This is a genomic window from Polynucleobacter finlandensis (genome assembly GCF_018881755.1).
Classification (GTDB): Bacteria; Pseudomonadota; Gammaproteobacteria; order Burkholderiales; family Burkholderiaceae; genus Polynucleobacter; species Polynucleobacter finlandensis.
This window is the reverse complement of record NZ_JACVPS010000008.1, coordinates 25,751-38,957: the sequence shown is the minus strand read 5'-3', so window position 1 is coordinate 38,957 and position 13,207 is coordinate 25,751. Positions and strand designations below refer to the sequence as shown.

General features: G+C 48.3%; 11 protein-coding genes. 7 read left to right on the top strand and 4 right to left on the bottom strand.

The annotated features are described in order from the left end of the window. Positions 1 to 15 precede the first annotated feature (15 nt). From ICN49_RS06745 to ICN49_RS06735, 3 genes are all read right to left on the bottom strand, one after another. On the bottom strand, positions 16 to 1,281 hold the full coding sequence (locus ICN49_RS06745; RefSeq protein ID WP_216166920.1) for an efflux RND transporter periplasmic adaptor subunit: 1,266 nt from the start codon (positions 1,279 to 1,281) through the stop codon (positions 16 to 18). Between the two features lie 106 nt (positions 1,282 to 1,387). Beyond that, complete coding sequence (gene rnhA, locus ICN49_RS06740; protein WP_216166919.1) at positions 1,388 to 1,843, bottom strand: ribonuclease HI; 456 nt, start codon at positions 1,841 to 1,843, stop codon at positions 1,388 to 1,390. 13 nt (positions 1,844 to 1,856) lie between these two features. Continuing rightward, on the bottom strand, positions 1,857 to 2,660 hold the full coding sequence (locus ICN49_RS06735; RefSeq protein WP_216166918.1) for a class I SAM-dependent methyltransferase: 804 nt from the start codon (positions 2,658 to 2,660) through the stop codon (positions 1,857 to 1,859). 6 nt (positions 2,661 to 2,666) lie between these two features. On the opposite strand from ICN49_RS06735, the gene gloB reads away from it, so the two are divergent. The 7 genes from gloB (at position 2,667) to ICN49_RS06700 (ending at position 12,469) form a co-directional block, all read left to right on the top strand. Continuing rightward, positions 2,667 to 3,476 (top strand): hydroxyacylglutathione hydrolase, encoded by an 810-nt coding sequence (gene gloB, locus ICN49_RS06730; RefSeq protein WP_216166917.1) that lies wholly within the window; start codon positions 2,667 to 2,669, stop codon positions 3,474 to 3,476. Further along, positions 3,476 to 4,867 carry a transglycosylase SLT domain-containing protein gene (locus ICN49_RS06725; RefSeq protein ID WP_216166916.1) on the top strand — a complete coding sequence of 464 codons (1,392 nt, stop codon included), beginning with the start codon at positions 3,476 to 3,478 and terminating at the stop codon, positions 4,865 to 4,867. The genes gloB and ICN49_RS06725 overlap by 1 nt, the downstream gene beginning before the upstream one ends. A gap of 25 nt (positions 4,868 to 4,892) precedes the next feature. Beyond that, positions 4,893 to 6,776 (top strand): propionate--CoA ligase, encoded by a 1,884-nt coding sequence (locus ICN49_RS06720; protein ID WP_216166915.1) that lies wholly within the window; start codon positions 4,893 to 4,895, stop codon positions 6,774 to 6,776. Positions 6,777 to 7,013: 237 nt separating this feature from the next. Continuing rightward, positions 7,014 to 8,198 carry a glutamine-hydrolyzing carbamoyl-phosphate synthase small subunit gene (gene carA / locus ICN49_RS06715; RefSeq protein WP_216167030.1) on the top strand — a complete coding sequence of 395 codons (1,185 nt, stop codon included), beginning with the start codon at positions 7,014 to 7,016 and terminating at the stop codon, positions 8,196 to 8,198. After that, on the top strand, positions 8,198 to 11,461 hold the full coding sequence (gene carB, locus ICN49_RS06710; protein ID WP_216166911.1) for a carbamoyl-phosphate synthase large subunit: 3,264 nt from the start codon (positions 8,198 to 8,200) through the stop codon (positions 11,459 to 11,461). Before carA ends, carB begins: the two co-directional genes overlap by 1 nt. Before the next feature lie 64 nt (positions 11,462 to 11,525). Then, positions 11,526 to 12,002: a transcription elongation factor GreA gene (gene greA / locus ICN49_RS06705; protein ID WP_216166910.1), complete on the top strand. Its 477-nt coding sequence runs from the start codon at positions 11,526 to 11,528 to the stop codon at positions 12,000 to 12,002. Next, a complete protein-coding gene (locus ICN49_RS06700; RefSeq protein ID WP_216166909.1) occupies positions 12,002 to 12,469 on the top strand; it encodes a DUF4149 domain-containing protein in 468 nt (155 codons plus the stop codon). The genes greA and ICN49_RS06700 overlap by 1 nt, the downstream gene beginning before the upstream one ends. Positions 12,470 to 12,567: 98 nt before the next feature. On the opposite strand, the gene ICN49_RS06695 is transcribed toward ICN49_RS06700, so the two are convergent. Next, positions 12,568 to 13,203 carry a YhbY family RNA-binding protein gene (locus ICN49_RS06695; RefSeq protein WP_216166908.1) on the bottom strand — a complete coding sequence of 212 codons (636 nt, stop codon included), beginning with the start codon at positions 13,201 to 13,203 and terminating at the stop codon, positions 12,568 to 12,570. Positions 13,204 to 13,207 lie beyond the last annotated feature (4 nt).

Here is a 13,207-nt window from a genome sequence, read left to right as displayed (position 1 = left end):
TCTGGATAACTGATGTTAGTTCTGAGCAGGAGCGGCGGCTTTAGCCTCGCGTATCTTGCCGCCAGGACGCAGATTCTGCTTGCCTTCAACAACCACTCTGTCGCCAGCCTCTATACCCTCTATAACAGATTGACCTTGGTAGTCATAAAGCACTTTGACTGTTTTAGAGACGGCCTTCTCATCCTTATCAACGATGTAAACCACTTTTCCTCGAGGACTCAGAATGACTGTTTGTGAAGGTACGGCAATCACATCTTTTAAAGTCTTGGCAATGAGGGAAACGCGTGCAAACTGACCTGGAAGAAGTGTCTTTGAATCATTGGGGATTTGTGCTTTTACACGCACCGCTGCAATCGAAGGATCGACTTGATTGTCAATTACCAATACTTTGCCATCATAGGTTCTTTTGCCTTGATCCCCGACGGTAACTGTTACTGGAATCGCATCACCATCAAGTTGGTTCTCTAAAAGAATAGGGATATTTTCTTCGGGAATGACAAACTGCACATTGATTGGGTTTAATTGTGTAATTGTGACCATGGCACCAACGCTCGATGTAGCGGTAGAGCTAGTGGCGGTCGAGACAACGTTACTTGCCTGTACCAGGGAGCCAGGAAAGACGTTCACAATGCCGGCACGACCATCAATTGGTGAGCGGATGTAATCGAATGAAAGCTGTGCTTCCGCAGCTTTAGCAGCAGCCATTGCGGATTTGGCGTTGGCTGAAGAAGTTTCTAAGCCTGCTTTGGAGATAAAGTTCTTGGCGACCAACTCTTTAGCGCGAAGATATTGACTCTGAGCATCGTCTGCCAACGCTTTGAGTTTTTCATAGGTGGCTTTGTCGTTGCGATCGTCAAGCTGAAACAACAAGTCTCCAGCTTTCACCTCTTGGCCATCTTTTACTAAGATCTTGGTGACTGTATTGGTAATCATTGGGCGAATATCAACAATATTGTTCGAGACAATGGTGCCAGTAGCCTCCAGAATGAGAGGGATATCTTTTTTCTCGACAACGATTGTGGTTACGGTCACTGGGCCACCAGCTTTGTCGGTTGCCGGGAAGAAATAGTCGTATGCCTTAGAAAGGGCGTATAGCGCAATGATGATTGCCAGAATGCGCCATTTGTATTTCAGGGTGAAGGTCTTTACCTTGGCAAAATCCAATTGCTTGAGCTGGGGTGAGTATTTTTTCCACAGGGCACAAAGCTGAGCCAAGGCCCAATTTTTGAGTGTGAGTAACTTGCTGAATAGCTTATTGGCTAAAGTTTCAATTTTTGACACGGTCTCGACGTTTTTTCTTTTGATTTATATGGGTTTAGCAGAATTTACAGCATCTCCGCCTATCGGCACATTCTCTCATAAGCCACTCAAAAACGCGCTTCTGACGCTAGGGTAGGAATTCTTCCACACCTCGGTTTGCCAACATGTCTGCCAGCTCGTTCCCAGGGTGGCCGTTATGGCCTCGGACCCAATGCCAAGAGATCTTGTGGTCAGGTAGTAGGGCATCTAATTCTTGCCATAAATCGGCGTTTTTAACGGAAGCCTTGCTGGCCGTCTTCCAACCCCGTTTTTTCCAGCCTTCCAGCCATTCTGTTACCCCTTTTTGGACGTATTGGGAGTCGGTCCAGAGCTCAACCGAGCTGGTTTGCTTGAGGGCTTTTAGCGCATGAATGACGGCACTAATTTCCATCCGGTTGTTGGTGGTGAGCTCTGCGCCACCATGAATGTGTTTCTCATGGCCCCCAGAGCGTAAAACTGCCCCCCAGCCACCAGGGCCAGGATTGCCTTTGCAGGCACCATCGGTATAGATGATGATGTGGGGAAGTGGTTTGGTATGGGGCATATTGATACTGTAATCAGTCTTTGGTTTGCTTCAGTTTATTGCGCTCGGCCGCTGGACTGAGTTGTGGGATGGTTGGGATGCGTTTAGCTTGAGCTTGGCCGACAAGGCGCATACCTTGCTGGCGTTTGATCGCTGAAACTAAAAATATCGCCCCAAATATTGGCCACCATCGGTTACCCATGGGCTCCAGAAAATCCATCCTAGCCATGCCAGACTGACCTTGGAGTGGGAGCTTGTAGCATCCAAAATGGCCGCGATCGAGGGTAAAGTTGAGGAGTTGTAGCCAGTCCTTGACTCGGATCAGGCTGATAAATTGACCATCTCTTGGCAGATAGGGGCTGCCAATTAGGCGACTGAGGTATTGGCGGACACCCCAAAGGCTGGCGGGATTAAACCCGGAGATCACTAGCCTGCCTTCTGGACGCAGCACGCGTTCAGCCTCTCTCAAGATTTGATGGGGGTCGGCTGCGAATTCTAGAACATGGGGGAGCACTAATAGGTCAATGCTCTCACTCGCAAAAGGCAGCTCATTGGGATTGCCTTCAATCGGATGCCAAGAAAATTGTGCAGCTTGCGCGAGACTATCGTTCGATTGCAGTAATAGCGCCTGTAAAGGCATGCGATTTTCGGCTAAGGCATTCATTTGGGGCATGCCGACCTGTACAGCGTAAAAACCAAAAACATCTGTCACGATTTGGCCAAAGCACTTTTGCTCCCAGGTCAGTACATACTTTCCGGGTGGGGATTGCAGCCATTTCTCCCAGGAGCTCCATGGAGGTGCTGGCGACTGTGAGGGTGGGGTTGGGGTTGGTATCATCGGTCTATGGTGAAGAATACTTTATTGCAAGTTTGGCCCATACCGGCCTTTGATGACAACTACATCTGGTGTATCCATGATGGCGAATCCGCTTTAGTGGTCGACCCGGGAGATTCTGTGCCGGTGCTGCGGTATTTGGAAGAGCACAAATTGACCTTAACGGGGATTTTGATCACCCACCACCATGCCGATCACACGGGTGGCATCTTGCAAATATTGCAGGCGCTCAAGGAGTCGATTCCCGTATATGGCCCAGCAAGCATTGATATTCCTGGGCGGACACAAGCCATGATGGAGGGCGACAAAATTGAAATCGCCGCCCCCAGAATGAGTCTCAAAGTATTTGAGGTGCCAGGTCACACCTTGAGTCACATAGCCTACTTTGCCAATATGCAGGCCAACGTCGTTGAGCCAATGCTGTTTTGTGGTGATACTTTATTTGCATCTGGTTGCGGACGTTTGTTTGAAGGCACGCCAACTCAGATGAGCGAGTCCTTGGCAAAGTTTGCGGCACTACCAAAAAATACCTTGGTCTTTTGCACGCATGAGTACACCTTATCGAACATCCGTTTTGCTTTGGCAGTCGAACCGAATAATGCGAACTTGCTATCTTGGGCTGAACGCGCTCAAGAGATGCGCGCAAAACATTTACCAACCTTGCCAACCACGATTGGCCAAGAGCTGCAGGTCAATCCATTTATGCGTTGTGACACCAAAGAAGTTCTGGAATCCGCTTTAAGTATTTCTGGTGAAACTTCCTTGCCAACACCCGCGCACGTACTTGCAGTCATTCGTGCGTGGAAAGATCGATTCTGATGTTGTGGAAATATGCGGCAATCATCATGATTGCTGTGTTGTCTGGATGCGCTAGCACTGGGGATTGGTCATCCGATACTCCGACTAAAACAAATGCCCGTGCCAGCAAGGCGCCACGCGTTAACTTAAATAATCAGTCTGTCAGCAAGGTCTACGCGCCATCCAGTAATTTATGGATTCGGATTCGGGATGGCTACCAGATGGAGCCCATGAACTCACCGCTGGAGATAGAGCAGGTCCGCTGGCTTAGTTCTAAGCCCGATTATGTGAATCGCTCGATGACGCGTTCCTCACGCTACCTCTTCTATATTGTGCAAGAGGTCAATGCCCGTAATATGCCAACCGAAATTGCTTTACTGCCTTTTGTTGAGAGCGCCTTTGTGCCTCAAGCAAAGTCAGGCGCTAAAGCCATGGGACTCTGGCAGTTCATGCCAGCTACCGGTAAAGATTTCAAGTTAACGCAGAATGTTTTTAGGGATGAGCGACGCGATGTATTGCAGTCCACAGATGCAGCGCTAGATTATTTGCAGCGACTGAATAACCAGTTCGGCAGTTGGGAGCTTGCATTGGCTGCTTACAACTGGGGTGCCGGCAATATTGCCAAAGCTCAGAAAAAAAATCTCGCAGCAGGCTTACCAACAGATTACGAGAGTCTGACATTACCGAAGGAAACGCGTAACTACGTTCCTAAGTTAATGGCCTATCGTCAGATAGTTTTAGATCCCGATGCGTACGGCATTGTTCTGCCAGATCTTGAGAACCATCCGTATTTTGTGGCGATTGATGTGAACAACGATATCGACGTTGCGTTAGTAACCAAGTTGGCAGAGATACCCGCAGAAGAATTTCAGGTGCTCAACCCATCGTTTAATAAACCGGTGATCTTAGCTGCCGCCAATCAACAGATCTTGTTGCCATTTGGCCATGCGGAAGTGTTTCAAGAAAATCTAAAAACCTACACCAAGCCTCTGTCATCATGGACTGCAGTGCAGGTGAGTAAGACAGAGATGGTGGATCAAGCTGCAAAAACCTTGGGTGTGGACGTTGATACTTTAAGGAGTGTGAATGGCATACCAAAAGGGATGCGTATTCGGGCAGGATCAACCGTGATTATTCCGAAGACAGCTCGCCGCCCTGGGGATGTATCGATGGCCCTAGCTGACAATGCCAGCTTGAGTCTGGATAAGCCACCACCACCTCCTTCACCTAAAAAGTGCAAAAAAGGCACTAAATGCCCCCCTGTGAAGTCTGCTAAGGGGGAGACTAAGGGTAATTCTTCTCCAAAAAATGCTGCATCTCAGCATAAATCCGCATCGACAGGACTTGCAAAATCTGCGAAAAATGGTTCTGTTAACACCACTAGCAGTAAAGGGGTGAGCAAAATCCAGTAAATCCACTTCATTATTTAGGTTGATCATGTCCTATAAATCAGAACACGAACGCTCCATTAAAGACCCAGACGGCTTCTGGGGCGAGCAGGCAAAGCTAATCCATTGGGAAAAGCCCTTCGATAAAGTCTTGAGTTATGACAATCCTCCTTTTGCGAAGTGGTTTGAGGGTGGTTTAACGAATCTTTGCTACAACGCGGTGGATCGTCACCTCAAAGATCGCCCAGATCAACTTGCTTTGGTTGCCGTTTCAACCGAAACCAATGTAGAAAAAGCATACACATTTAAAGAGCTCTACGAAGAAGTCAATCGTATGGCTGCAATCTATCAAGCCAACGGCGTTCAAAAGGGTGATCGCGTTCTCATTTACATGCCGATGATCGCAGAAGCATGCTTTGCCATGCTGGCCTGTGCGCGCATTGGTGCAATTCACTCTGTGGTGTTTGGTGGCTTTGCTTCGCATAGCTTGGCATCACGCATTGATGATGCACAACCAAAAATGATTGTGACTGCTGAAGCAGGTGCTCGTGGCGGTAAAGCCGTTCCATATAAACCTTTGTTGGATGAAGCTATTACCTTAGCGAGCTACAAGCCAGAAAAAGTATTGATTGTGAATCGCGGTTTAACGGAGTTCACAACGGTTGCTGGGCGTGATTTGGATTACGCCACAGAGCGCCAAAAACATTTGAACGATATTGTTCCGGTGGAGTGGGTTGATGCAACACATACTTCATACATCCTTTACACATCCGGTACGACTGGAAAGCCTAAAGGCGTGCAACGCGATACTGGTGGATATGCTGTAGCCTTGGCTGCAACCATGAACCACATCTTCTGTGGCAAGCCAGGTGAAACCATGTTCTGTACTTCAGACATTGGCTGGGTGGTTGGTCATAGCTACATCATTTATGCGCCATTGCTCAACGGTATGGCAACCATCATGTACGAAGGTACGCCATTGCGTCCTGATGCTGGTATCTGGTGGCAGTTGGTTGAAAAATACAAAGTCTCAGTGATGTTCTCTGCACCAACTGCGGTGCGCGTTCTCAAAAAACAAGACCCTGCATTCCTGACCAAATACGATCTTTCTAGTTTGAAAGCCTTGTTCTTGGCTGGCGAACCATTGGATGAACCAACGGCGACCTGGATTCATGGGGCAATCAATAAACCCATCGTGGATAACTACTGGCAGACAGAAACCGGCTGGCCAATGTTGGCTATTCAGCGTGGTGTTGAAGTGATGCCCCATAAGTTTGGTTCACCAGGTGTGCCATCGTTTGGCTACAACATGAAGCTCTTGGATGACGCGACCACAGAAGAATTGGGTCCAGACCAGAAGGGTGTGATTGCAATTGAAGGCCCATTGCCTCCAGGTTGTATGCAAACCGTTTGGGGTGATGACAAGCGCTTTGTCAGCACCTACTGGGAGACCATTCCTGGGAAGATCATCTACTCCACGTTTGACTGGGGTATTAAGGACAAAGATGGCTACTTCTTTATCTTGGGTCGTACCGATGACGTGATTAACGTTGCAGGTCACCGCTTAGGCACTCGTGAAATTGAAGAGAGCATCTCTGGCCATCCAAATGTTTCTGAAGTGGCTGTGGTTGGTATTGAAGACAAGCTAAAAGGACAGGCTGCGATAGCGTTTGTGATTCCGAAGGATGCTGCTAATACCGCTACCTTGGAAGCTGAATGCATGAAGACCGTTGACACTACCTTAGGCGCGATCGCGCGTCCTGGCCGTGTATACGTGGTAACCGCTTTGCCGAAGACCCGTTCAGGCAAGATCGTGCGCCGCTCCTTGCAAGCTGTTGCCGAAGGGCGCGATCCTGGGGACATTAGCACCATGGAAGATCAAACCGTCTTAGCTCAAATTAAGACCATCATTGAGCAGAGCGCTAAGTCCTAAGCAATCAGCTATTACACTCCCTTGGCCCTAGGGTTGGGGGAGGCATCTTCCTCCAGAGGCTCATTGACTGGGAACCCAAGGGTTTACGAGACAAAACTGGTATCATTGCTAGGTTCGAAACTTAATAAATACCCTAGCGCTTAAAGACACTCACCTCCCGCAAAAACAGCCTCGGGTTAGTCTATTTGAGGGTTTTGAGCGTCGGATGGAGCAGGGACTGGAGATGGTTTGTCACCCTTGCTTCCTTCTTTTCCCCCCGCCGTGTTGGCTCTAGCCGACGGCACTATATTTCCTGGTTTTAGCATTGGCGCCCCTGGCGAAACTGCTGGCGAAGTTGTTTTCAATACTGCGCTTACTGGCTATCAAGAGATCATCACTGATCCAAGTTATTCCCGCCAAATCGTCACTTTGACCTATCCCCACATCGGTAACGTCGGTGTGAATGCACAAGATGCCGAATCAGGGCAAATTCATGCTGCTGGCTTGGTGATCAAAGATCTGCCACGCCGTGTATCAAACTTTCGCTCCGAAGCTAGTCTTGAGGACTATCTAAGCAAGGCAGGAGTAGTCGGGATTTCGGGGATTGATACCCGCAAGCTCACCCGCATCTTGCGTGATAAAGGCGCTCAGTCTGGCGCAGTAGTCGCCGGCAAACTGGGCGACGATATCGAACCCTTGGCTAAAAAGGCCTTAGAGCTAGCAAAAGCCTTCCCTGGCATGGCTGGTTTAGATCTGGCTAAGGTCGTTACGACCAAGACTCCCTATGAGTGGCGTGAAGCTGAATGGGAATTGCATGGCGCTGATGACAAGCCTGCCTACAAAACATTGGATACCAGTAAGTCTCTGAAAAAAGTCGTTGCCTATGACTTTGGTGTGAAGCGCAATATTTTGCGCATGCTCACAGAACGTGGCTGCCAATTAACCGTAGTGCCGGCACAAACAAGTGCCGCTGAAGTGCTGGCCATGAATCCTGATGGCGTATTTTTCTCAAACGGCCCTGGAGATCCTGGTCCTTGCGATTACGCGATTGCTGCTGCAAAAGAAATCATTGAAAAAGGCGTACCAACTTTTGGTATTTGCCTCGGCCATCAAATCATGGGCTTGGCTGCTGGCGCCAAAACCTTGAAGATGAAGTTTGGTCATCATGGCGCAAACCACCCAGTTAAGGATCTCGATACTGGGCGCGTAGCCATTACCTCTCAGAATCACGGCTTTGCAGTGGATGCGAATACTCTGCCAGACAATATTCGTGTCACACATGTTTCATTGTTTGATGGATCTTTGCAAGGCCTTGCCTGGAAAGATAAACCTGCATTGTGTTTCCAAGGTCATCCGGAAGCTTCACCTGGTCCGCATGACATTGCTTATTTATTTGATCGTTTTGTGCTGCTAATGAATGCTAGCAAGAAGGGGGGCAAATAATGCCTAAGCGTAGCGACATTAAGAGCATCTTAATTATCGGTGCTGGTCCGATTGTGATTGGGCAAGCTTGTGAGTTTGACTACTCTGGTGCGCAGGCTTGTAAAGCTTTGCGTGATGAAGGTTACAAAGTGATTTTGGTGAACAGCAATCCTGCCACCATCATGACTGATCCTGAGATGGCTGATGTGACGTACATCGAACCGATTACTTGGGAAGTAGTTGAGCGCATTATTGCCACTGAAAAACCGGATGCCATTTTGCCAACGATGGGTGGTCAGACTGCCTTGAACTGTGCGCTCGACTTGCATCGTCACGGTATTTTAGAAAAGTACGGTTGTGAATTGATCGGCGCTTCACCAGAAGCCATTGATAAAGCAGAAGATCGGCAGAAGTTTAAAGATGCGATGACCAAGATTGGTCTGGGTTCTGCGAAGTCGGGTATTGCGCATTCGATGGAAGAAGCGCATGAAGTGCAACAACGCATTCAGGTAGAGACTGGTAGCTTAGGTTTCCCAGTAGTGATACGTCCTTCATTCACCATGGGTGGATCCGGCGGCGGTATTGCTTACAACCGTGAAGAGTTTGAAGAGATTTGCAAACGCGGTTTGGATTTATCTCCAACACGCGAGCTCTTGATTGAAGAATCTCTCCTTGGTTGGAAAGAATTCGAGATGGAAGTGGTGCGTGACCGTGCTGATAACTGCATCATTGTTTGCTCAATCGAAAACTTAGATCCAATGGGTATTCATACTGGTGACTCGATTACCGTTGCCCCAGCCCAAACATTGACCGACAAAGAATATCAATTGATGCGTAATGCATCGATCGCAGTATTGCGTGAAATTGGTGTGGATACCGGTGGTTCAAACGTACAGTTCTCGATTAATCCAGAAGATGGCCGTATGGTCGTGATTGAGATGAACCCAAGGGTTTCTCGTTCGTCTGCCTTGGCTTCTAAAGCAACGGGTTTCCCGATTGCCAAGATTGCGGCGAAGCTCGCCGTAGGTTACACCTTAGACGAATTGAAGAACGACATTACTGGTGGTGCAACCCCAGCATCTTTTGAGCCATCCATCGATTACGTCGTGACAAAGATTCCACGATTTGCTTTTGAGAAATTCCCACAAGCAGACTCTCGTTTAACGACGCAGATGAAATCTGTTGGTGAGGTAATGGCGATTGGCCGTACCTTCCAGGAGTCCTTCCAAAAAGCTTTACGCGGCTTAGAAGTTGGCGTTGACGGTTTAGATGAGTTCTCGACCGATCTGGATGACATCATTCAAGAAATTGGTGAGCCTGGTCCAGACCGTATTTGGTATTTGGGTGATGCCTTCCGCATGGGTATGGACCTTGATGAGGTTTATGCAGAGACTAAGGTTGATCCATGGTTCTTAGAGCAAATTCAGGAGCTAGTGTCGATTGAAACTGAATTAAAACTGCGCAAGATTGATGCTTTGTCTGCTGCTGAGCTACGCTTTGTGAAGCAAAAAGGTTTCTCTGATCGCCGCTTAGCCAAACTATTGGGCGTTGATGCATCCTCTGTACGCGCTGCACGCCATCGCTTGAAGGTGGTACCTGTCTATAAACGTGTAGATACTTGCGCTGCAGAGTTCTCAACCAATACTGCTTATTTGTATTCCACTTATGAAGCAGAGCATGGTGAGTGTGAATCAGAGCCAACGAATCGTGACAAGATCATGGTGCTTGGCGGTGGCCCAAACCGCATCGGCCAAGGTATTGAGTTTGACTACTGCTGTGTACATGCTGCTTTGGCCATGCGTGAAGATGGTTATGAAACCATCATGGTCAACTGCAACCCAGAAACTGTTTCTACCGATTACGACACTTCCGATCGCTTGTACTTTGAGCCATTGACTCTTGAGGATGTATTGGAAATTGTTGCCAAAGAGAAGCCTAAGGGTGTGATCGTGCAGTACGGCGGCCAGACTCCTTTGAAATTGGCTTTAGATCTTGAGGCCAATGGTGTTCCGATCATCGGGACGTCACCAGACATGATTGATGCTGCTGAAGACCGTGAGCGCTTCCAGAAGTTGCTCCAGGACTTGAACTTGCGTCAGCCACCAAATCGTACGGCTCGCGCTGAAGATGAAGCGCTAGTGCTTGCTGAAGAAATTGGCTATCCATTGGTGGTGCGTCCTTCCTACGTCTTGGGCGGTCGCGCTATGGAAATTGTTCATGATGGCCGTGACCTCGAGCGTTATATGCGCGAGGCTGTGAAGGTGTCGCATGATTCACCGGTATTACTAGATCGCTTCTTAAATGATGCGATTGAGTGCGATGTGGACTGTATTAGCGATGGCCAACAGGTCTTTATTGGCGGTGTGATGGAGCATATCGAGCAGGCTGGTGTTCACTCTGGTGACTCCGCATGCTCATTGCCACCATATTCACTTTCGGATGAGACCGTGGCTGAGATTAAGCGTCAGACCGCAGCCATGGCCAAAGGCTTAAACGTCATTGGCTTGATGAACGTGCAGTTTGCGATTCAGAATGTGGATGGCAAAGATGTGATCTTTGTTCTCGAAGTAAACCCACGCGCATCTCGTACTGTGCCGTTTGTGTCTAAAGCAACTGGCTTGCAACTAGCTAAGATTGCGGCGCGTTGTATGGTTGGGCAGACTTTAGAGCAGCAGGGCATCAAGACTGAGGTCAAGCCACCGTACTTCTCAGTGAAGGAGGCGGTATTCCCGTTCAATAAGTTTCCAGGCATCGATCCAATCCTTGGACCAGAGATGCGTTCTACCGGCGAGGTCATGGGTGTTGGTAAGACCTTTGGTGAGGCGCTCTTTAAATCCCAGTTAGGTGCTGGCATTAAGTTACCTAAGAGCGGCACAGTGGTCTTAACTGTCAAAGACAGTGATAAGCCGAAAGCGGTTGAAGTGGCTAAGCTCTTGCATCAGTTGGGCTTCCCTATGGTTGCTACCAAAGGAACGGCAGCAGCGATTGAGGCTGCAGGCTTACCCGTTCGCGTAGTCAATAAAGTGAAGGACGGTCGTCCTCATATTGTTGACTTGATCAAGAACGGGGAAATCTCTTTAGTCTTTACGACTGTGGATGAAACCCGTACTGCGATTGCTGACTCGCGCTCGATCCGTACTAGTGCACAGGCAAATAATGTGACCTATTACACAACGATCAGTGCCGCACGTGCTGTGATGGATGGATTGATGGCGTCTCAAGACGGTAGCAAAGACTCGCTTGAGGTCTATTCCTTACAAAATTTACATCGGACGCTCAATTAATCTAAAATCGAGTTTTCAACGCGCGATCTTGCGCATGAATCGTTATTTAGGTTAGGTTAGCAGTATGAGCTCAGTCCCAATTACCAAGCGCGGTGCAGAACTTCTGAAGGAAGAGCTGCACCGTCTTAAACACGTTGAACGCCCATCCGTCATCATTGCCATTTCTGAAGCACGCGCACAGGGCGATCTTTCTGAGAATGCTGAGTACGATGCCGCCAAAGAAAAGCAAGGCTTTATCGAAGGCCGTATTCAAGATCTAGAAGGCAAGCTGTCTGCTGCTCAAATTATTGATCCTGCATCTTTGGATGTAGAGGGCCGCATCGTTTTTGGCGCCACTGTCGAACTTGAGGATTTAGAAGATGGCACTAAATTTACTTACCAAATTGTTGGTGATGATGAAGCTGATATTGCCGTTAGTAAGATTTCGATTAGCTCTCCGATTGCTCGCGCTTTAATTGGCAAGGAAGAGGGCGATGTAGTAGCTGTTCAAGCCCCAGGCGGTAATCGTGAAGTAGAAATTCTTGCGGTGCGTTACATCTAATGCAACATCAGGGCTTGCAACGCATCTTCACTATTGTTGCTGGTCTTTGGGTTGGTGGATTTGTCACTGTTGCTTACTTGGTCACCCCCATTCTGTTCTCCACTTTAGGTGATCGCCAAGTTGCCGGCATTGTTGCTGGCAATATCTTTCGGGTCGAGGCCTATTTCAGCATTGCGCTCAGCCTTGTTCTCATGGTGACCGCCAACTTCTTAGTGTCTAAAGGTGAAAACGCATATCGCTTAATACGCTGGCTCTTACTGGCCATGCTCGCTTGTGCCATTGGCGCAGGCCTTGTGTTGATTCCCTGGATGAGTTCTTTAAGAGATCAGGCTAATGCTGACAGCATCTCTGTCATGGCTTCTTCCTCGGCAGCCTTGTTCTCGCGCTTACATGGCGTATCGAGCAGTCTGTTTGTGATTCAGAGTGTGTTGGGTATTGCTTTACTGTGGCGACTCACTAAAAAGTAATTCAAAAAAGTCATTCAACAAAGCATTAAAGAAGTAAGCAATCAATAAAACAAAAGCGCCCCGAGAGGCGCTTTTTAGTTGACTAAAACCATTTCTAGTTAAGAGCCAAGCAATTTCTTTTTGGTGCTACTCATGCGCACTTTACGTTTCTTGACAGGTGCTGGAGCAGCTACAGCTTTTCTATAACCGGGGGATGACCAGCCAATCTTTGATTCAGCAGCATCTGCACGCAGAACTCTTTTCTTGGGCGCGGCTGTTGATGTTGTCTTGACTGCTGCAGCTCTGGCGAATGGAGATTTAGTGGCAGCAGAGCGGCGATCAGATCTTTCTGAAGTGCTGGTGCGAATACCATTTTTTGCCGACTCACGATTTGGTTGGCGTTTAGTGCGCGGTGCCTGCAAAGTTTTTTTAGTTTGCTTGCTAGATCTACCGAGTTTTGTGGATTCTACTTCAAGCTCATCCTTCGGTCTCCAGATGACAAGTAATTTGCCGATATGTTGAACGGGGGCGGCGTCGAGTTTGTCACAAAGTTCTTCGTAGATCGCAATGCGTGCTTCGCGATCATCACCAAAAACTCTGATCTTGATCAGACCATGATGGCTAATAGCGAGTTTGGCTTCTTTAATAACAGCTGGTGTCAGACCATCGTTACCAATCATGACAACTGGATTAAGGTCGTGGGCATCGCCTTTAAGGGTTTTGCGTTGTGTGGGGGTGATAGTAAGTGCGGTCATGGGC